This window comes from Massilia sp. TWR1-2-2, assembly GCF_049897565.1.
GTDB lineage: Bacteria > Pseudomonadota > Gammaproteobacteria > Burkholderiales > Burkholderiaceae_D > JAFCUW01.
The window spans coordinates 1-18,542 of sequence record NZ_JAFCWM010000052.1 but is presented as its reverse complement, the minus strand read 5'-3'; the positions used below and the strand labels follow the sequence as shown (position 1 = coordinate 18,542).

The 18,542-nt window shown below is 62.3% G+C and carries 19 protein-coding genes and 1 tRNA gene; 12 read left to right on the top strand and 8 right to left on the bottom strand.

Annotated features, from left to right (window positions below; translation table 11 throughout):
* Window positions 1–205 precede the first annotated feature (205 nt).
* The 3 genes from ACP7DD_RS25220 (at window position 206) to ACP7DD_RS25210 (ending at window position 2,050) form a co-directional block, all read left to right on the top strand.
* Window positions 206–688: a PAAR domain-containing protein gene (locus ACP7DD_RS25220; RefSeq protein WP_426177984.1), complete on the top strand. Its 483-nt coding sequence runs from the start codon at window positions 206–208 to the stop codon at window positions 686–688.
* A 142-nt stretch (window positions 689–830) separates the two neighbouring features.
* Complete coding sequence (locus ACP7DD_RS25215) at window positions 831–1,448, top strand: hypothetical protein (RefSeq protein WP_426177982.1); 618 nt, start codon at window positions 831–833, stop codon at window positions 1,446–1,448.
* Window positions 1,445–2,050: a hypothetical protein gene (locus tag ACP7DD_RS25210; RefSeq protein ID WP_426177981.1), complete on the top strand. Its 606-nt coding sequence runs from the start codon at window positions 1,445–1,447 to the stop codon at window positions 2,048–2,050. Before ACP7DD_RS25215 ends, ACP7DD_RS25210 begins: the two co-directional genes overlap by 4 nt.
* A 164-nt stretch (window positions 2,051–2,214) precedes the next feature.
* Here the strand turns inward: ACP7DD_RS25210 and ACP7DD_RS25205 are convergent, their stop codons facing one another.
* The 3 genes from ACP7DD_RS25205 to ACP7DD_RS25195 all read right to left on the bottom strand — a co-directional run bounded on the left by ACP7DD_RS25205 (window position 2,215) and on the right by ACP7DD_RS25195 (window position 5,978).
* Window positions 2,215–2,622: a hypothetical protein gene (locus tag ACP7DD_RS25205; protein WP_426177980.1), complete on the bottom strand. Its 408-nt coding sequence runs from the start codon at window positions 2,620–2,622 to the stop codon at window positions 2,215–2,217.
* Window positions 2,623–2,815: 193 nt separating this feature from the next.
* The gene (locus ACP7DD_RS25200) at window positions 2,816–5,185 is read right to left on the bottom strand and encodes an FtsX-like permease family protein (RefSeq protein WP_426177978.1); all 2,370 of its coding nucleotides are present in this window, start codon (window positions 5,183–5,185) and stop codon (window positions 2,816–2,818) included.
* Entirely contained in the window at window positions 5,178–5,978 is an 801-nt protein-coding gene (locus ACP7DD_RS25195) for an ABC transporter ATP-binding protein (RefSeq protein ID WP_426177976.1), read from the bottom strand. The genes ACP7DD_RS25200 and ACP7DD_RS25195 overlap by 8 nt, the downstream gene beginning before the upstream one ends.
* A gap of 157 nt (window positions 5,979–6,135) precedes the next feature.
* Here ACP7DD_RS25195 and ACP7DD_RS25190 point away from each other — a divergent pair, with 157 nt between their 5' ends.
* The 7 genes from ACP7DD_RS25190 to ACP7DD_RS25160 all read left to right on the top strand — a co-directional run bounded on the left by ACP7DD_RS25190 (window position 6,136) and on the right by ACP7DD_RS25160 (window position 10,838).
* Window positions 6,136–6,711, top strand: a complete 576-nt coding sequence (locus tag ACP7DD_RS25190) for a hypothetical protein (RefSeq protein WP_426177974.1) — start codon at window positions 6,136–6,138, stop codon at window positions 6,709–6,711.
* A gap of 4 nt (window positions 6,712–6,715) precedes the next feature.
* A complete protein-coding gene (locus ACP7DD_RS25185) occupies window positions 6,716–7,792 on the top strand; it encodes a sensor histidine kinase (protein ID WP_426177973.1) in 1,077 nt (358 codons plus the stop codon).
* A complete protein-coding gene (locus tag ACP7DD_RS25180; protein ID WP_426177971.1) occupies window positions 7,782–8,534 on the top strand; it encodes a LytR/AlgR family response regulator transcription factor in 753 nt (250 codons plus the stop codon). The genes ACP7DD_RS25185 and ACP7DD_RS25180 overlap by 11 nt, the downstream gene beginning before the upstream one ends.
* Before the next feature lie 209 nt (window positions 8,535–8,743).
* On the top strand, window positions 8,744–8,971 hold the full coding sequence (locus tag ACP7DD_RS25175; protein WP_426177969.1) for a hypothetical protein: 228 nt from the start codon (window positions 8,744–8,746) through the stop codon (window positions 8,969–8,971).
* 90 nt (window positions 8,972–9,061) lie between these two features.
* Entirely contained in the window at window positions 9,062–9,622 is a 561-nt protein-coding gene (locus ACP7DD_RS25170; protein WP_426177967.1) for a PAAR domain-containing protein, read from the top strand.
* Entirely contained in the window at window positions 9,622–10,236 is a 615-nt protein-coding gene (locus ACP7DD_RS25165; RefSeq protein ID WP_426177965.1) for a hypothetical protein, read from the top strand. The genes ACP7DD_RS25170 and ACP7DD_RS25165 overlap by 1 nt, the downstream gene beginning before the upstream one ends.
* On the top strand, window positions 10,233–10,838 hold the full coding sequence (locus ACP7DD_RS25160; protein WP_426177964.1) for a hypothetical protein: 606 nt from the start codon (window positions 10,233–10,235) through the stop codon (window positions 10,836–10,838). The genes ACP7DD_RS25165 and ACP7DD_RS25160 overlap by 4 nt, the downstream gene beginning before the upstream one ends.
* A gap of 285 nt (window positions 10,839–11,123) precedes the next feature.
* On the opposite strand, the gene ACP7DD_RS25155 is transcribed toward ACP7DD_RS25160, so the two are convergent.
* The 5 genes from ACP7DD_RS25155 to ACP7DD_RS25135 form a co-directional block, all read right to left on the bottom strand.
* Window positions 11,124–11,200: transfer RNA gene (locus ACP7DD_RS25155), tRNA-Met, on the bottom strand.
* Between the two features lie 71 nt (window positions 11,201–11,271).
* Entirely contained in the window at window positions 11,272–12,189 is a 918-nt protein-coding gene (gene miaA, locus ACP7DD_RS25150) for a tRNA (adenosine(37)-N6)-dimethylallyltransferase MiaA (RefSeq protein ID WP_426177986.1), read from the bottom strand.
* A gap of 20 nt (window positions 12,190–12,209) precedes the next feature.
* Window positions 12,210–13,439, bottom strand: coding sequence for a multidrug effflux MFS transporter (locus tag ACP7DD_RS25145; RefSeq protein WP_426177962.1), 1,230 nt, complete (start codon window positions 13,437–13,439; stop codon window positions 12,210–12,212).
* Entirely contained in the window at window positions 13,436–15,307 is a 1,872-nt protein-coding gene (gene mutL / locus ACP7DD_RS25140) for a DNA mismatch repair endonuclease MutL (RefSeq protein WP_426177960.1), read from the bottom strand. The genes ACP7DD_RS25145 and mutL overlap by 4 nt, the downstream gene beginning before the upstream one ends.
* A 210-nt stretch (window positions 15,308–15,517) precedes the next feature.
* Window positions 15,518–16,438, bottom strand: a complete 921-nt coding sequence (locus tag ACP7DD_RS25135) for a peptidylprolyl isomerase (protein WP_426177959.1) — start codon at window positions 16,436–16,438, stop codon at window positions 15,518–15,520.
* A gap of 181 nt (window positions 16,439–16,619) precedes the next feature.
* Between ACP7DD_RS25135 and ACP7DD_RS25130 the strand changes: the two genes are divergently transcribed.
* Both ACP7DD_RS25130 and ACP7DD_RS25125 read left to right on the top strand, forming a co-directional pair.
* On the top strand, window positions 16,620–17,264 hold the full coding sequence (locus ACP7DD_RS25130; protein ID WP_426177957.1) for a VTT domain-containing protein: 645 nt from the start codon (window positions 16,620–16,622) through the stop codon (window positions 17,262–17,264).
* A 75-nt stretch (window positions 17,265–17,339) separates the two neighbouring features.
* A complete protein-coding gene (locus ACP7DD_RS25125) occupies window positions 17,340–18,389 on the top strand; it encodes a carbonic anhydrase (protein ID WP_426177955.1) in 1,050 nt (349 codons plus the stop codon).
* The last annotated feature ends 153 nt before the right edge of the window (window positions 18,390–18,542 follow it).

Below are 18,542 nucleotides of genomic sequence, written 5' to 3'. Positions count from 1 at the left end.
AAAATGGCCGAAATCGCCGGTCTGAATGCGTGAAAATGAAAATTTAGGTACCCAAATAACGCGGCCCTGTTAAGCGCATCGTTTGCACAGAAATCATCAATTGTTCAGCGCTTCCCTAGCTCAACTTGGCGCTATTCTATGGCGGCCTTCTGCAAAGCGCTGGCCTACTATCATTGCTCGGCTAAACATTGGTGGGGGAATCGAAATGGCGGGCGAGATCATTCGGTTGGGTGACCCCACTTCCCACGGTGGCAAAGTGATCGAAGGTTCGCCGGCCGATATTTGCCACGGCAAGCCGATCGCACTCGTAGGCCATCGAACGTTCTGCCCACAATGCAAGGGCATATTCCCGATCATTGAAGGTGCGCCAACCACCACTTTTTACGGCAAGGGGGTTGCGCTCGCCGGTATGAAAACTGCCTGTGGGGCGGTGTTGATTGCGACCCAGCTAACGGACACGGTGCAAGTGGGTGGGGGCGGCGAACGTCGTACTATCCCTAACAGCAACAGAGACTCGCAATCGGAAGTTACTCATCGCCCGGGAGTGCCACCCCATCAGCTCGACTCGGCATGCCAAGATCTGCACGTGAAGAAAATCGCGCTCTCGAACAATATTTTGAGGCTATCGATGAGACCGGGGCACTTGTCGATTTCGTGTATCGCATTAATGCGAGTAGGGCTAAGGTAGTCGAGGCGGCTTTACCGCTCAGTGGCGCTACCGGGGCCGAGTTGAGACCCAAAAAGCTAATTGAAACGACATTTTCAAGCTCGGGCGCAACCGACGCATTTCCTGTCGACTTGGATGTCGAGCTTATATTTTGGAAAAAGCCATGAACCAATCGATTGATGCCAACATAAAAAAACTTGCAGCGATTGCCTACGGTGAGGCGTCGACTCTTAACGATGAGAACGAGATCGCTGGTATCGCTTTTGCTGTCGCCAACCGCTGCAGGGCGTGGGGTGGAAAAACTGTACAAGAGCTACTCGCTGCGGACGAACACTACACTTATGCGATCGACGGCAACAATCAGCGATACGAAAATTTTGTACGAACCAGAACAATGAGCGAAATTGAGAATGACAAGGGTATGAAGATCGCATGGCGTGCCGCGCTCATCGGATGGGCGAACGAGGGACGAGATCCGTCAAACGGCGCATTTTGGTGGGATGGCCTTGACTTCAAAACAAACTATGCGAAACACCGCAAAGTCAGAGATGGATTCAGGTTCGGTAGCGAGAGTCATAACATTTTCAGAGTGCCAGAAAGGAGTTCCTGTGTAACGGTCTATCGGAAGCTCCGCGACAAGAACACCGGAAAGGACGTTGATTCGAAAGTGAGAGGGCAGTTTAACTGTGTGTGGGTCTCCACAGCCGCGCATGGCCAAACGATTTTTTGGACCCACGACAAGCAATACTTGGCGACTTCAGGCGGGAAGGCATATCGATGAAAGCGAAAATCTGCCTGTTCTTCTGCGGAGTCCTCATTAATTTATCTGCCTGGTGCCAGCCTGTGTTCGACGGATACGAGGCTTACTATCGCACGAGAAATGGGATCTTTAACTCCGACGCTTCATTTCCTATTGCAGGGGGTACTAGGAATATTATTGTTTTGGATGGGAAGAGATTAGCGTTGAACCGTGCCCACGCCTTTCCAAAAGAACATACTTCCGTTGATCTCGGTCACTGGGCAGTCGCGTATCGTGCAACGTCGTTCGCTTGTATCGAAGGTCAGTCGGCTTCTGCCAGCGGTACCGCAGTACGCTATCAGTCGGTTTATCTTGTCGATTTGCGGCAAACAAATCGGGAGATCGTTTACAAGCTTCCAAGTTTGTTTGGTACTTGCGTTGGCGTACGTGTCAATGCGCGGATGGAGCCACTTTTCGATCGTGCGGAATACATCTATGAAAAAGGGAGTGACCAACCGGCGGGAGTGACACTGCTTGAATTTGCCATTGCTAAAGGGAAATTTGAGCGTACAGGTCACTTCGTTGCCGTGCAATTTGTAGAGCCCGGCAACGTCTACAAGTTTCAAGTAACAGACATCAAATAGCGGCTGCTCCGTTCGTTCAAACCGTAAGGGCGGCGGATCTTCGTTGAGGCCGACAACGTCTACACAAAAGATCGAATAGCGCGGTTGGCACAACACTTCACATATTGAAAAAGCCGCGCACTTCACAGCGCGCGGCTTCTTATCTTACCCTCGCGCTGCTGCGATCAGCGGCGGCAGCTCAGGCGCGTCGATTCGTTTTCACGAAGGGAAACCCGTACCGGCTCGCTGTCGCCGCAACGGTAGATGATCCGAAGGCGCTTCTCCTGGCGCGGAGCCGGATCGCCGCACAGTTCATTGTCAGCGCGAACGTTACCATTATTGCGCTCGACTTCATTGCGCACCGCTCGGCGCGCGTCGCAAAAAGCGCCGCGCACGCCGTAATCAGCTTCTTCCACGCGCACACGCCCCCAGCGAGGAGAGTTGCCGCCGTCGTTGCCGGCGCGCTGGCCAGCGGCATAGCCGTCGGCGTAACCGTGGCGATACTCATCGCTTTGGGCAAACGCGGACGCGGACGCGGCAGTCAAGGCAAGAACAGCGACGATGCGCATGATATGTTGGGTAGCGAGTGTCATAGTTGTCTCCAGATCTAGAAAAGTGATGAGATGCTATCGCGCGGCCTTGGCCTGATCGGTACGCATGTTCACATTGTGGCAGCAACAGTTATCAAAATGTGTCGATGCACCGTAAGAATAGTTTCAATCTGTAAGCCGTGAACATGGGCAATAGTCTGCCTCCCGCAGCGCCATTGGGGCTTTGCGGACTGAATCACTCGTACTGCAATGCCTTGACCACCGGCATACGCATGGCCTGCCGTGCTGGCCAAGCGCATGCCAGCACCGATACGGCAGTCACCAAGCCCAGCCAGCACAAAGCGACGCCCGGCTCGGGAGTGAGCGATGTCGGGATCGCGAACATGACTCGTCCAAACGCTTCCCCAAGCAGCACGCTGACAGGCACCGAGAGTGGCAGCGACAGCAACCAGCCGAGGAGGGCCATCACCAGGCCTTCCAGCTGCACCATGCTCACGATGGCGGCCCCGCTTGCGCCGATCGCGCGCAGCACGCCGATCTCACGCTGGCGCTCGAGCACCGCCACGCTCATGGTCGAGGCCAGGCCCATGCCGCCGACGACGATCATCACCCAACCCATCATGCCAAGAAAGCTGACCACCATCTGCAGGTGGTCTTCGATGCCCTGGCGCGAATCGCTCTGCAGGCGACTGGCGCCGACAGCTACGCCCTGGCTTTCCAGCGAGGTACGCAAGCGGTGGATCAGGTCGAGCTGGCCGGCCTGGCCGCGATCGCTCGCCCGTATCACCAGTATCGACGCGAATTCGCCGCCGCGCCAGGCAACAGGCTCGCTTTGCGAGGTGTATGCCAGCGCTTCAGCCCCGCTGTCGACGATGCCGACAATCCGCAAGAAAACTGGCCTGCCCTCGATCAACAGCGGCATTCGCTGGCCAAGCTGTAATTCCGGGTTGTCCTTTAACAGTGCGCTGCCGATCACGACGTTGTCAGGTTCGTCGTCGCGTAACCATCGACCGCTGCGCAACATGGGGACCAGTACGCGGCTGTGAACCGGCACCGCTAACAAACTGAAGGCACTGCCCACCGTGCCGTCGTGGTCGGCCAGTGCGGCGCTGGCGCCTCCCCACGCTTCGGCGACGGCCACGCCCGGCACCGCGGCGGCCGCTGCCACCAGGTCGTGCGCCGGCATGGGGAACGTCACGCGCAAGCTGACGTCATAGCGCTGGGCATCAAAGAGCAGATCCACTGAATGCTTCACCGCCACGCGCAGGTTGCCGGCGCCAACGAAAACGGCGCCGGCCACGGCCAGCGCCAGCAAGCTTAAGCAAAAGCGCAGGCGTTGCCTGAAAGCGTTGTGCAATGAGAGCAATTGCGGGCGAGCTAACGGTAAGCCTTGCAGCCATCGTCGCGCGCGATTGCCCGACGTGCTGGCGGGCAGCCCGGTTTCACCCAGTGCCTCGGCCACCGGCTGGCGGCAGGCTTTGGCCACCGGCCAGGCGGCAGAGAGCACCGGAAGCCCTATTCCAATTGCCGCTTGCAGCATTGGCGACCAGGCGGGAATGGCGTAGCGGTCGACCGGAAAATTCAACAGCTCCCCCTGGAAGCTGCCGTATAGCCGTCCCAGCCAGGCAGCCACCGGCAGCGCGACGGCGACGGCCAGCACGCCCAAGCCTGCCGCAAGTGCCAGGATATGCGCCGCCAATTGTCGCTCGCTGGCGCCGATGGCTTTCATGATGCCCAGCTCGCGGCGCTGCCCGGCCAGCATGGCAGACATCAGGTTGACGATCAGGCAGCCGCACACCATCAGGGTCAATACACCGAACACGCCTTGCACCAGGGTCAGGGACTCTATCTGGGCGGCATGGATATGCTGCCCCGGCACCGGCACATCGATGCGGCCGACCCGCCGCCCCTCGGCTTCCGCAAGGGCCTTTACCCGCCAGGCCAGTTGGCGGACCGATTCCCGGCTGGGGACCGGATCGCTGACGGTGAACTGCAATTCGTCGAAAGCGGGTGGCACGCCCAGGCGGGACAGGGTCGTCAGGCTGACATAACCATAGACGAGATGATCCATCCAGCCGGGGGCGACCGAGACGTCGCGCACCAGGCCGCCTACTGTTAGCGACACGGGCTCTTTGCCGGCGGCGGCGAGCACCAATTGCTGCCCATTGACGGCGCCAGAATAACCCAGGGACGAGTGCTCGATCATGATCTCGCCGTCATGCGGGGGCCAGGCGCCCGAGGCGTCCTGCAAGCGCCCGATGTCGGGCCGGGTGACGTCGTCCAGCGCGCGCAGCACCGCGGTCTTGCGTTCGCTCCCGGTCTGCAACGTCGCTACCACGGTGCGCCGCGCCCGTACGGCGCCAATGCCAGGCATCTTCCGCACCCGCTCCAGGAAGCCGGCGTCCAGCGGCTCCAGTTTCAGTGTCGCCGCGACCGGCTGGCTCGCCGCGTAGCTGGCTTGTGTTGTCGTGCGCACCAGGGCCCAGGCGTTGAGGACCGTGCCGCCGCCGATCAAGCCCAGCGCGACGGCCAGCACGACGAGCAAGGTCCGGGCACGGTGGCCCCAGGCGTCGCGAAATGTTTTGCGCCAGCGCGTATCAAACATGGCACACCCGCCCGCCTTCGTCCGGCATATCGGCCTGGGCCGCCGCGTTCACAGCGCGGCCGTCCACCAAGGTTAGCGTGCAGTGGGCTCGGCGCAGCACGGCTGGGTCGTGGGTCACCATGACCAGGGTCTGTCCCTGGGTAACCAATTCGTCCAGCAAGTCGAGCAAAGCCGCTGCATTGCGCGTATCGAGGTTGCCGGTCGGTTCGTCGGCGAGCAGCAGGGCCGGGGCATTGGCCAGGGCGCGGGCCACCGCCACGCGCTGCTGCTGTCCGCCGGACATGGCAGAGGGCAGCTTGTCTGCCTGCTCGGCTATCCCTAGCCGCTCCAGCAGGGAGAACGCGCGGCCCCGGCGCTCGCGTACCGGCCAGCGTCGCGCCAGATCCATCGGCAGCATGACATTCTCGACCGCGGACAGGGACGGCATGAGCTGGAAAAACTGAAACACGATGCCGACGGAGCGTCCGCGCCACCGGGCCAGATCCCGCTCCGGCAGCGCGTGCACGGCTTGGCCGTCGACCCAGACTTCACCCGCGCTTGGCCGGTCCAGCCCGCCCAGCAGATTGAGCACGGTGGATTTGCCACTGCCGGACTGGCCGCTGATGGCGATAAACTCGCCGCGCTCCACGGTCAGGTTGAAGCCTGCCAGAGCGGTACAGGTCGCGCCCTTGCCGGCATACGTCTTGTCGACGCCGAAAAGTCGTATCAGCGGCGCTGACGAAGCGGGTGTAGCACGCTCGTCCGGCCGGGCCGGATGGCCGGGCATGATGGGGAGTGGGGTGGACAGGCTCATGTGCAGTTTTCGGGTTGATGGATGGTGCCCTAGCATAAGCGGGCCCGCCCAGGCAACGCTGACCGTTCACCCCCCTGTTTGGGCGATCTGGCGAATTATGGAACTTGCACGCAACTGGCCATGCTACGCTCGGCGCTTCTTATCTATAGGAGTCGCCATGATCCCGTCCTTGCGCCGTGGGTTTATCCTGGCTTGTTGGGTGTGCTGTACTGTCAGCCTACCGGCGGCCGGCTCCTCGGGCGTCGCTGCGGCGCCGGAGGAGCGCCAATTCGACTTCCTCATCGGCCAATGGAAGGTCAGCGGCGAAGCGAAAACGAACGGCCTGCTGGCGCTGATTCACGGCACGCCCAAACTGGTTGGCAGCTGGAAGGCATGGCGCGTTGCGGATGGCCATGGCATCGAAGATGAATTGACGTTGACGGACGCTTCGGGCAACCCCGCCTCCGCGGTTCATTTCACGCGCACCTTTTCACGCGAAGAAAACTGTTGGAAGATTTCAAGCCGTAATACTTACAATGGCAGCGTGCCGCCGGCGACTGCCCGCTGGCAGGGAGACGAGATGCTGGTGATGGGCAGCGGCGCCAGCCCGGAAGGAAAGCGCTATCGAAACCGTACGCATTTCGCCGCCATCACCCCGGTCAGTTTCCGCATGGTGCAGGACCGCTCTTACGACGAAGGTAAAACCTGGGAGGCCGCCTCCGTCACCCTTGACGTCCGTCGCACCGGCAGGTAGGCCGATGCTGCGCCCGGCGTCTCCTTCGCGCGGCTGGTTTTGGCTGCAAGTAGCCATCGGCTGGTTGCCGATGTGGGCCTTGTTCACGCTCATGATCATGAACGTGCACGAGCTGCCGTTGGCTGCCAGTTTCTGGATGGCGCTGCGCATGATCGGCAGCGCCGCCGTGCTCGGCGTCGGTGTGCGTGCATTGACCATTCGCCAGCCCTGGCCTTTCCCCTTTCGCCCGTCGTTCCTGCTGCTGCACGCGCTGGCCGCAGCGTTATACGCTGTCCTGTGGATAGGCATCTACAGCATGGTTGAAAGCCTGCTGCACTGGCGCCTGGCCTACGTGGCCGGCCCCGGCGTCGGCCGCTTCGCGCTCACTGGCGTCTGGCTATACCTCACCATCACGGCGGTGGCCTACGCCCAGGAGGCAGCGCAGCGCAGCGCCCTGGCGCAAGCTGCGGCGGCGCGCGCACACCTGGCTGCCCTGCATGCGCAGTTGCATCCTCACTTCCTTTTCAACGCCTTGCACACCGTGGTGCAGTTGATTCCGCTGGACCCTGGCAAAGCGGCCCAGGCGGCCGAGGAATTGGCCGAATTGCTGCGCGCGGCGTTGGACGAGCGGCGCGACCAGGTCACGCTGGCTGAGGAGTGGCGCTTCGTGCAATGCTATTTGGCGATCGAAGCAATGCGCTTTGGCGAGCGCCTGCAGGTTACCGCGACCATGCCCGATGCGGCCCAGGGCATGCGCCTGCCATCGTTCGCCCTGCAGACGCTGGTGGAAAACGCCGTGCGCCACGGCGCAGCGCCGAAGATAGGCAAAACCCATCTGCGGATCTCGGCCAGCGCGAGCGGCCAACATCTCACCCTGGTGGTCAGTGACGACGGCGCCGGCGCCGAACCGGCCGCCGTCCAGCATGGCAGCGGCACCGGGTTGCGCCGCTTGCGCGAGCGTTTGGCCTGCCTGTACGGCAGCAGTGCCGCGCTTGACGTCGATGCCTCATCAGGCGGCGTCACGGCAACGCTGAGGCTGCCCAGGGCGGCACGCGGTGCCGCGGACGAGCCAGTTACGGCATGGAGCCGCGATGACGACTGAATCGACGCTGGTGCGCGTGCTGATCGCCGACGACGAGCCGTTGGCCCGCGCCGGCCTGCGCCATCTGTTGCAAGGCATCGATTGGTTGGAATGCGTAGGTGAAGCGGATGACGGTCCGGCCGTCGTCGCCGCCGTCCAACGCCTGCAGCCAGAGGTGGTGCTGCTCGACATCGAGATGCCCGGCTACTCCGGCATCGACGTGCTGCGCCAGCTGTCGTCCCCGGTGCCGCGCATTGTGTTTACTACCGCGCACGCCGAACACGCCGTGGCCGCTTTCGAACTCGGCGCCCTCGACTACCTGCTTAAACCGTTCGGCGCCGCACGCCTCACTGCGGCCTTGTCGAGGGTCCGCGCTTCGCTCGGCGAGCCGCTACCGCCCGCGCTTGACCGCTATGGGGAAATGTTGTCCAACGGCCCCATGCAGCGCCTGTTCGTGCGAAGCGGGCGCAACATCCAGCCTATCTCTGTCGCCGATGTTCATCGATTTGAAGCGGTAGGCGATTACGTCACAGCGCATACGTCCCGCGGTGAGCATCTGCTGCACCTGGCGCTAAGCCGCCTGGAAGCGCGGCTCGATTCGCAGCTGTTTGCCCAAATCCACCGTGCCCACATCGTCAACCTCGACCAGGTGGCACGCTTCCGGCGGGAACTCGATGGGCGGCTCACCGCCGTGCTGAGGAGCGGCGCTGAACTACCGGTAAGCAAAAGCAAGGCGCAAGTATTTCGCAAACTGGCGAGGTAAGGAAACCTGCTGGTATATCCGGATATATATGTGCCAAAACCTGGATGGCGACGGACGTTAAAACAGCTTGACGAACAAAAAACACGCGCGCTCACAGGGAGAAGGGCGGGCTCTTGTACGTTGCTGGACTTCTACGGCTGTGTTTTGGTTGATAGGTGGAGTGGAACAAGCTCTCGAACGACCGACGGCACGAGGCCGGACACCGCAGAGTGACGCGCCAGGGCGATAAAGCATTCTTTAATAAGAAAAAATATATTAAAGAATCGTTTAATGTGATCACACGCGCCGCCGACCCAGCAAACCTCGATTTCGCTGAGAAGCAGCGGGCGCGGTTGTTTTGTGTCGCGGCGGTTAATTTCTGGAGTCCCGATGTTGAACTTGCACCTTCGGCGGTCAGTTGCCCGCTGGGTCGGCGACTTGCACCCATCGCTGCTTGATCTAGCGCAAACCGGCATTTAATACTTCGGTGCGGAAACCGACGCAGCCCTACTATCGTTCCTCTGTTAAACGTTCGTGGGGGAACCAAAATGGCGGGCGAGATCATTCGATTGGGTGACCCCACCTCACACGGTGGCAAAGTTATCGAAGGGTCACCCGCCGATATCTGCCACGGTAAGCCCATCGCATTCGTTGGCCATCAAACGTTTTGTCCAAAATGCAAAGGCACATTCCCGATCATTGAAGGTGCCCCGACCACTACCTTTTACGGTAACGGCGTTGCGCTCGCCGGTATGAGGACTGCGTGTGGTGCGCTGTTGATCGCAACGCAGCTAACCGACATAGTGGAGGCGGGTGGGGGCCATGAGCGAGGTTCTTCCCCCGCTAAGAACAGCGGCGGTCAGTCAAAGGTAAGCGAACCTCGGCAGCAGCCAACTCACTCAGCTGCTCCCGCATCTACCACAAGCGAGGAGCCGGAACTCGAACAGTATTTCGAGGCGGTAGACGTGAGCGGTGCTCCTGTCGATCTCGTGTATCGCATCAACGCAGGTACGAAGAAACTGGTCGAATCGACGCTCCCGCGCAGCGGTGCTACCCAAACCTTCCCGCTGGATCAAGAAGCAGAATTAGTATTTTGGAAGGCACTTTGATGAGCGAAATCGACCGGAATATCAGAAGACTTGCTGCCATAGCGTACGGCGAAGGATCGACCTTGAACGATGTGGATGAGATCACGGGGATCGCCTTCGCGTTCGCCAACCGCGCTCGCGCGTGGGGCGGCAAGTTGGTTGACGAAGTCATCGCTGCGGATCCGAATTACACATATGCGATCAACGGAAAAAATCAAAGGTACGAATCCTTCATGAGGACTTCCAGCGTTGCCCAGGTCAACAAGGACTTTGGAATGGCGATCGCGCTGCAGGCAGCGTCCAGGGCTTGGCGGAATGAAGGTTTTGATCCATCCAATGGCGCGTTCTGGTGGGATGGCCTGGACTTTAAAATCGGTTATTCCGAACACCCAAAAGTCAAAGACGGGTTTCGTTTCAGCGATCCGAAACACAATATTTTCGGAGTGCCGGAGAAGCCAGTTGATGTATCCATCTTCTGGAAGGTTCGTAACGTGAAAACGGGTGCTGAAGTCAATTCGAAATTACGCGGGAAGTATCGGGCCGTTTGGATATCGACCGCAGCGCATGGCAAGACGATATTTTGGACCCATGATCCTGATTATCTGACCACGTCTGGAGGGAAGAAATTCCGATGAAAAAAATAGCCACTTCGCTCGCATTGTTCTTGGCCAGCCAACTCGCGTGTGCGCAGACCGTCTACAACGGCTACGATGCCTACTACCTATCCAGGAAAGGAATCTTTCGAAACGCTTCCCCGTTGCGAATCGACGGTAGCCGGAATGCAGTAGTCCACTGGCAGAATCAACGCATCGAGCTCAAGCGATCAAAACCGTTTCGTGGTGAATTTACGGTGAATGATGATATCGGTTCCCATGCGATCTCATTTGTGAATTTCCCTTACGCCTGTATCGAAGGGAAATCGTCATCAGCAAGCGGCACGGCAGTTCGCCACACGTCGGTGTATTTGCTGGACGCGAAAGAAGGCGGAAGGGTGAAGGCTTACAAATTGCCAAGCCTGTTTGCTGCATGTTCCGAGGTAAGGCTTGATCGGCATGGCCGGCCGCTCTTCTTCGATGCCGACTACGTCTACGAGAAAGGATCGGAAAGCGCTGTTGGCGTAATTCTTCGCGAGTACGTGCTCAACAATCGCGAGTTCGTTTCAACAGGGCACTCTGTGAAGACACACTTTGTCGAACCCGAGAACGTTTGGAAGTTCGAAGTCGCCACCGAACAGTAGGAAGTCTGAGCCGTCACTTGTGCCGCGTTGCAAAGCATGTTGCGACAATTGCAAACTTGCAGGGGCGATTTGAGCCGAGCGCATGCAAGATCGCCCGTTAGGGCGTACCCCTGCGCCTCCGGTGCTCCGTTTCGTTTTCGGCTTGGAGCCATCTTGCTCTAGGACGGCTCCAAAAACGTGAATGTCAATGGACGTCCGCATACGAAAACGAACAAAAAACCCGCGGGCCTTATAGCAAGAGCGGCGGGTTTTTGGACTTCCTGGGACTTCTACGGCTGTGTTCTTTGGTGGTGATAGGTGGACTTGAACCACCGACCCCAGCATTATGAATGCTGTGCTCTAACCAACTGAGCTATATCACCGGACAGGCCAGTATTATCCGAGGTTTGAAAAAACCTGTCAAGGGTCGCCGCGAAAGTGGCCAAAAAACCTTTTAGCGTTGCTTCACTGCCAACTGCTTGAGCATTTCGAAGGCCGGGTCGCCGGCCAGGCAATCGATCACGACCCGCTCCGGCATCGAGCGCAGCCAGGTCAGCTGGCGCTTGGCCAGCTGGCGCGTGGCGATGATGCCGGTCTCGCGCAGCGCGGCGCGGTCGATCGTCCCATCCAGATAGTCCCACGCCTGGCGGTAGCCGACGCAGCGCATCGACGGCAGGCCAGCGTGCAGGTCGCCGCGCGCGCGCAGGCCCGCCACTTCGGCGACGATGCCGCTGTCGTCGCTGCGCCCGAGCATCTGGTCGAAGCGCGTCGCGATGCGCGCGTGCAGTACGCTGCGGTCGGACGGCTCGAGCGCGAACGAGACGAGGTCGAACGGCAAATCGAGCTTGCCGCGCCCCGACAGCAGCTCCGACATCGGGCGCCCGGCCAACTCGGTGATCTCCAGCGCGCGGTTGATGCGCTGGGCGTCGTTCGGCGCCAGGCGCTCGGCGGTCACGGGATCGAGCGCGCGCAGCTTCTCGTGCATGCCGGGCCAGCCGATGCGCGCCGCCTCGGCCTCGATCTCGGCGCGCAGCTGCGGGTCGGCGGCAGGCAGGTCGTCGAGGCCGTCGGTGAGCCCCTTGAAGTACATCATCGTTCCGCCAACCAGCAGCGGCAGCTTGCCGCGCGCGCTGATGTCGGCCATCAGGCGCAGCGTATCGGCGCGAAACTGCGCCACCGAATAGGATTCCGTGGGATCGATGATGTCGATCAGGTGGTGCGGTACGCTTGCCAGTTCCTCGGCGCTCGGCTTGGCGGTGCCGATGTCCATGCCGCGATAGACCAGCGCCGAATCGACCGAGATGATTTCGGCCGGCGTCTCGCGCGCGATCGCCAGCGCAGCCGCCGTCTTCCCTGACGCGGTCGGACCCATGATGGCGACTGCGCGCGGCTTCACGGCGCCACCTCGGCGTGGGTGGCGCTGATCAGGCGCACGCTGGCGAAGATGGTGGAGCCAAGGAGGCAGACGATGATCGCCAGCGGATACAAGGTGCCATCGAACGAAGCGCCGACCGCGGTGCCGACCAAAAAGGCGACCGACATCGTCAGCGCGCCCATCAAGCCGGCCGCAGTGCCGGCCTGGCGCGGGAAGGGCGTGACCGATCCGGACTGCGCGACCGGGAAGTTGATCCCGTGCGCGAACATCGTCAGGAACATCGCGCCCACCACCAGCGTCCAGTGCACGGCGCCGAATCCCACCGCCATCAGGAACAGCGCGCCGGCCGCCAGCGACAACGTGCCGCCAATGCGCTGGGTAGCGGTCTGGCCGAATTTCGGCAGCAGGCGGCGGCAGGCGATGGTCCCGGCCAGGTAGCCGGATACGGCAAACGCGAAGCAGTAGCCGAACCATTCGGTGGGTACGTTCAGCACCCGGATCAGCACCAGCGAAGAGCCGGAGATGAAGGCGAAGATGGAACCGTACGACAGCGCGCCCGGCAGCGCGTTGGCCCAGAATTCGCGCGCGCCCAGCACCAGCTTGAAATTCTCGACCAGCCCTGCCATTTCCGTGGCGCGCGGATCTTTGTGCGCGTTGGTCTCCGGCAGGCGCATGATCACCGCGGCCAGCAGGCACAGGCCGAGAATCGAATGGACGACGAAGGCGGCGCGCCAGCCAAACCCCACCTGCAGGTAGGAGCCGAGGATGGGGCCGAGCAGCGGCGCCAGCGACAGCCAGCTGCTGGCGCGCGCGATCACGCGGGCGCTGTCGGCCGGCGCGTAGGCGTCGCGCACGATGGCGCGAGCGATGATGATGGCCGAGCAGCAGCCGAGCGCCTGCAGGAAGCGCGCGACGATCAGCAGCTGGATGCCCGGCGCGGCGGCGCACAGCAGGCTGGCGACGACGTACAGGCTGAGGCCCGCCAGCAGCACCGGACGGCGGCCGTAGCGGTCCGACAGCGGGCCGATGATCAGCTGGGCGCCACCGAAGCCGGCGACGAACAGCGACAGCGTCAGCTGCACCGTCGATGCCGGCACCGCGAACACGGTGGCCAGGCTTGGCAGCGACGCCAGGTACAAGTCGGTCGACAGCGGCTGCAGCATCAGGAAGCCGATGATCAGCAGCAGGATCGGCGCGTGCGCGTAGGCGGGGTTCGGGTGGATGGCGTCGCTGTGGAGGGACATCATTGGCCGCGCAGGAAAAGCTTGTCGAGCGCGGAGATTTCGAGCTGCACCCAGGTCGGCCGGCCGTGGTTGCACTGGTCGGCGCGTTCGGTGCTTTCCATCTGGCGCAGCAGCGCGTTCATCTCCGGCACCGACAGGATGCGGTTGGCGCGCACCGCGGTGTGGCAGGCGAGGGTGCCGAGCAGCTCGTTGCGGCGCTCGATGAGCACCCGCGAGCCGCCAAATTCGCGCACATCGCGCAGCACGTCGCGCGCCAGTGTCTGGGCGTCGGCGTTCTTGAGCAGCGTCGGCACCGAGCGCACCGCCAGCGTGGTCGGCGACAGCGCGGCGATGTCGAAGCCGAGCGATTTCAGCGTGTCCTGGTTTTCCTGGGCGGTGCCAACTTCCACCGCGTCGGCGAAGAAGGTGACGGGAATGAGCAGCGCCTGCACCTGCATCTGCTGGCCATCGACCTGGGCGTCGAGCGCGTTCTTGAGCTGCTCGTACAAGATGCGTTCGTGTGCGGCGTGCATGTCGACCAGCACCATGCCCTTGTTGTTCTGCGCGAGGATGTAGATGCCGTGCAGTTGCGCCAGCGCGAAGCCGAGCGGATATTCGTCGCTCGACATCGTGTGCGCGGCGGGCGTGAACGGCGTCACCGGTGCGCTCGCGGCACTGCTGGAAGCGGCATACAAGGCGCCGTAACTGGCGGTGCTTTGCGCCACGCCGGCCGGCTCGTAGCGGTTCGCCGGCGGGTAAGGAGATGGCGAAAAAGTGCTTGATAACTGCGGGCCGAACGACTGTTGTTCGTGTTCGCGGCGCCAGGTCGACGCGGCGCCGCCCATGTCGGCCGCCGGCAGTGGCGCCGGCACGCTGCCGTACGCGGTGGCCGACGTCTGCGACAGCGCGCGCTGCACCGCGTGGAAGACAAACTGGTGGACCGCGCGGCCGTCGCGGAAGCGCACTTCGATTTTGGACGGATGGACATTGACATCGACCAGCGCCGGGTCGAGGTCGAGCCCCAGCACGTACGACGGGAAGCGGTCGCCATGCAGCACGTCCTGGTAGGCGGCGCGCACCGCGTGCACCAGCAGCTTGTCGCGCACGTAGCGCCCGTTCACGTAGAAGAACTGGCCGTCGGCGCGCGCCTTCGATGCGGTCGGCAGGCCGGCGAAGCCGTGCAGGCGCAGCGGGCCGGCCGTCTCGTCGATCGGCAGTCGCGCTTCGGCGAACTCGCTGCCGAGGATGTGCGCGCTGCGCTTGGCCATCTCGCTGACGTTCCAGTGGTCGATGGTGCGGCCGTTGTGGGTCAGGCTGAACGACACGTCCGGCCGCGCCAGCGCGATGCGGCGCACGACTTCGGCGCAGTGGCCGTATTCGGTCTGCTCCGACTTGAGGAACTTGCGCCGCGCCGGCGTATTGAAGTACAGGTCCTGCACGTCGATGGTGGTGCCGTGCGCGCCGGAGGAGGGCGCCACCGTGCCCAGGTGCGAGCCGACCAGCTCCCACGCGTGCGGCGCGTCGGCCGTGCGCGACGTCACCGACACAGCCGCCACGGCGGCGATCGACGCCAGCGCTTCGCCGCGAAAGCCGAGCGTGGCGACGTTTTCCAGGTCCGTCAGCGAGGCGATTTTCGACGTCGCATGGCGCGCCAGCGCGAGCGGCAGCTGCTCGGGCGCGATGCCGCGGCCGTTGTCGGTGACGGCGATGCGCTTGACGCCGCCTTCCTCTAGACGGACCGTAATGGCGGTGGCGCCGGCGTCGAGCGCGTTTTCGAGCAGTTCCTTGACGACGGCGGACGGCCGCTCGACCACCTCGCCGGCGGCAATTTGCGAGATGAGCTGGTCGGGCAGGGCCTGGATCGGGCGATGGGAGGGCAGGGGCGCATTCATGCGGCGATTATATCCTGCGACAAACCTGCAATCGGGGTCAGACCTAGGTCTGACCCCGATTTTGATGCGGTCGACGCCGGTCTGCTGTTGCCTGCAAACCAGGGTCAGACTCGTCTGTCGTTCGGCCGATATCGTCTGCCGGTCAATTTTAAACGGGTCTGACCCTGTTTTTGAGGCAACTGAATAATGGAGTCATACCCAATTGTGGGGCTATTTTTGCTCGCGCACGGGGATCGGGGCGTTGCACAGGTCGATGTGGCCGGCGGCGACCTTGGTCCACGGGCCGCCGCGATTGCGCTGCGCTTCGACCGCCGCCTTGTAGGTCGCGCTGTCGGTGCGCATCACTTCAAACTTGCTGCGCTGCGCTTCAGGCACGTCGGCGGCCATCTTGACGGCGGCGATCGGCACGTTGAGCTCGGGCTTGTCGTAGAAGCCCATCGCGCCGGCGCCGCGCGGGAACGTCGACAGCAGCGGCATGCCGGCGATGACGCGGCCGACGACAGTGATGTTGCGGTCGAGGTGGCGCGGGCCGTGCCCGATCACCACGTACAGCGACGAGCCGCTGCCGCTGTCGGCGCCGTTATCGCGGCCGACGCCGACCATGCCGTAGCAGTGCGCCAGCCAGGCGCGCCCGGACTTGGGGTCGCGCGCCGACGGAAAACCGTTCGAATGGCCGACCTGCGGGGCGTAGCCGTCGCGGTCGGGCAGGCGCATAAAACTGGTGTCGTTTTTCTGCGGCACGGTGAACTCGCCTTTCAGCGACGACTTCGCCGTCTTCATCGGCCGCGGATTCTTTTCGTCCGGGTCGCCCCACTGCACCACCCAGTTGTCCTGCGAGCGGATCACCGCAAGGCCGTCAAAGTACTTTTCGCGCACCAGCGTGCGGATGTTGTCGACGTGCGCCGGCGCGAAAACCGGCGCCATCTCGATCACCACGCGGCCGGCCGGCAGCTCCAGGTACATCGTGTTGTCCGGGTCGAGCGCGCGCCAGTCGGCCGGCTTCGAGGCCTTGATGACGTCGGCCAGCGTGGGCTTGACCGCCAGCTCGGCCGACCCGGCCGGCGCGGCCGCCACGGTCGCCAGCGCCGCCGTTGCCAGCGCCATCTTGTTGATTCCCCAGAAAGCTTGCATCGCTGATCTCCTGATCATAGTTGGCATGGCGCCGCTGCGCTGGCGTGCCGGCGATTGTAATCCGGAAAATGGACAAAGAGGAAACTTGTGCGAATGCGAAATTTTCGCCGCCGGCCGCCTTTCTAGGGGGCGAAGGCGCGCGCGGTGATGGTATGATTCGCGCCTACCTTTTAGGAAAATTATGGATCTGATGCAATTTTTCGACATGATTCTGCATGTCGATAAAACCCTGGGCCATCTGCTGGCCCAGTACGGTATCTATGTCTACGCTGTGCTGTTCGCGATTGTCTTCTGCGAAACCGGCCTCGTCGTGCTGTTCTTTTTCCCGGGCGACACGCTGCTGTTTATCGCCGGCGCCTTCTGCGCGACCGGCCAGATGAATTACCCGATACTGATGGCGCTGCTCATTACCGCCGCCGTCACCGGCAACACGCTCAATTACTGGATTGGCGAAAAGATCGGCCAGCGCGTGTTCACCCACGATTACCGCTGGATCAACAAGGACGCGCTGCACAAGACCCACGATTTCTTCGAAAAGCACGGCGGCAAGACCATCATCCTGGCGCGCTTCGTGCCGGTGGTGCGCACCTTCGCCCCGTTCGTGGCCGGCGTGTCGGACATGACGCACTCGCGCTTCCAGTTCTACAACGTCACCGGCGCGGTGCTGTGGGTCGTCAGCCTCGTCACGGCCGGCTACTTCTTCGGCAACATCCCGGTGGTGCGCGATCACCTGACCACGATCGTGCTCGTCGGCGTTGGCGCCGCGGTCGTGCCGATCATGCTCGGCGGCCTGTGGAAGTTCGGCCGCAAGATGATGAACCGATAGCTGTCGCGGCGGCCGCTCTCAAGTTTTCGGTGATCGGGACCGTTACCGGACTGTAGTGCAACTTTCTGGAATCCCATGCGTAACCTGATCGCCCTGTTCGCTTGCTGCTTCGTCGTCGCGACGGCAAGCGCAAACGATCCCGCTCCCGCCGCCGCCAAAACGGCGGCCATTCCGGCCAAGGCCGACCTTGCCGCCGTGGCTGCCGCCGTCAAGCAGGCCGCTTCGGCGCCTGCCGTGGTCAAGCCGGCCGCGCCGCTGTCGCCAGCTGCCCAGCGCCTGAAGGAAGAACAGGCGGAAGCGGACCTGTCGATCAAGATCGCCGCGCGCCTGGCCGAAATGCGCGCCAACCAGGCCGCACGCGTCGCCGCCACGGCCAAGGCGCGCAAGCTCGCCGCCGTCAAGGAGAAGGAAACGATGCTGAAGGCGACTGTCGCCGCGGCGCCGCGTCACAGCAATACCTGGTCGTACGAGGGCGAGAACGGCCCGGCCAACTGGGGCAAGATCAATTCGGAATGGGCCAAGTGCGGCACCGGCAACCGCCAGTCGCCAATCGACCTGCGCGACGGCATGAAGGTCGACCTCGAGCAGATCGCCTTCGACTACCGCCCGTCGGGCTTTAACGTCGTCGACAATGGCCACACCATCCAGGTGGGCCTCGGCTACGGCAATTTCATCACGGTGCAGAACCGCACCTTCGAGCTGATTCAGTTTCACTTCCACCGGCCGTCGGAGGAGCGCATCAACGGCCGCGGCACCGAGATGGTGGTGCACCTGGTGCACAAGGACGGCGAGGGCAAATTGGCGATCGTGGCGGTGCTGTTGCAGCGCGGCGCCCCGAACAGCATGATCCAGACGGTGTGGAACAACCTGCCGCTGGAGAAGAACAACACCATCGCGCCGGTGGTGGCGATCGACGTCAACGAGATCCTGCCGGCCAGGCGCGACTACTTCACCTTCCTCGGTTCGATGACCGAGCCGCCTTGCAACGAAGGCGTGCTGTGGATGGTGATGAAGGAGCCGATGCCGGCCTCGCCGGCGCAGATGGCGCTGTTCAGCCGCCTGTATCCAATGAATGCGCGCCCGATCCAGCCAGGCGGCGGCCGCGTGGTCAAGGAATCGAACTAGGTCCGGCCTGCAGCCAAACCGGGGTCTGACCCCGAGGGGTCAGACCCTGACCCTTCCCCTCATATTTTTCTTGTAAACAAGATTTGATTCTGTTAACTTAACTGTCAAAAACGGTGCATGCATGACTGTGTTACCGCTTTCTTTTGTAGCGAC

Coding starts and splice junctions, on each gene's coding strand:
- ACP7DD_RS25185 (WP_426177973.1), top strand. CDS start 6,716: ATGCTGCGCCCGGCGTCTCCTTCGCGCGGCTGGTTTTGGCTGCAAGTA.
- ACP7DD_RS25220 (WP_426177984.1), top strand. CDS start 206: ATGGCGGGCGAGATCATTCGGTTGGGTGACCCCACTTCCCACGGTGGC.
- ACP7DD_RS25195 (WP_426177976.1), bottom strand. CDS start 5,978: ATGAGCCTGTCCACCCCACTCCCCATCATGCCCGGCCATCCGGCCCGG.
- ACP7DD_RS25180 (WP_426177971.1), top strand. CDS start 7,782: ATGACGACTGAATCGACGCTGGTGCGCGTGCTGATCGCCGACGACGAG.
- ACP7DD_RS25135 (WP_426177959.1), bottom strand. CDS start 16,438: ATGCAAGCTTTCTGGGGAATCAACAAGATGGCGCTGGCAACGGCGGCG.
- ACP7DD_RS25160 (WP_426177964.1), top strand. CDS start 10,233: ATGAAAAAAATAGCCACTTCGCTCGCATTGTTCTTGGCCAGCCAACTC.
- mutL (WP_426177960.1), bottom strand. CDS start 15,307: ATGAATGCGCCCCTGCCCTCCCATCGCCCGATCCAGGCCCTGCCCGAC.
- ACP7DD_RS25210 (WP_426177981.1), top strand. CDS start 1,445: ATGAAAGCGAAAATCTGCCTGTTCTTCTGCGGAGTCCTCATTAATTTA.
- ACP7DD_RS25190 (WP_426177974.1), top strand. CDS start 6,136: ATGATCCCGTCCTTGCGCCGTGGGTTTATCCTGGCTTGTTGGGTGTGC.
- ACP7DD_RS25205 (WP_426177980.1), bottom strand. CDS start 2,622: ATGACACTCGCTACCCAACATATCATGCGCATCGTCGCTGTTCTTGCC.
- ACP7DD_RS25200 (WP_426177978.1), bottom strand. CDS start 5,185: ATGTTTGATACGCGCTGGCGCAAAACATTTCGCGACGCCTGGGGCCAC.
- ACP7DD_RS25170 (WP_426177967.1), top strand. CDS start 9,062: ATGGCGGGCGAGATCATTCGATTGGGTGACCCCACCTCACACGGTGGC.
- ACP7DD_RS25125 (WP_426177955.1), top strand. CDS start 17,340: ATGCGTAACCTGATCGCCCTGTTCGCTTGCTGCTTCGTCGTCGCGACG.
- ACP7DD_RS25145 (WP_426177962.1), bottom strand. CDS start 13,439: ATGATGTCCCTCCACAGCGACGCCATCCACCCGAACCCCGCCTACGCG.
- ACP7DD_RS25215 (WP_426177982.1), top strand. CDS start 831: ATGAACCAATCGATTGATGCCAACATAAAAAAACTTGCAGCGATTGCC.
- ACP7DD_RS25130 (WP_426177957.1), top strand. CDS start 16,620: ATGGATCTGATGCAATTTTTCGACATGATTCTGCATGTCGATAAAACC.
- ACP7DD_RS25165 (WP_426177965.1), top strand. CDS start 9,622: ATGAGCGAAATCGACCGGAATATCAGAAGACTTGCTGCCATAGCGTAC.
- miaA (WP_426177986.1), bottom strand. CDS start 12,189: ATGGGTCCGACCGCGTCAGGGAAGACGGCGGCTGCGCTGGCGATCGCG.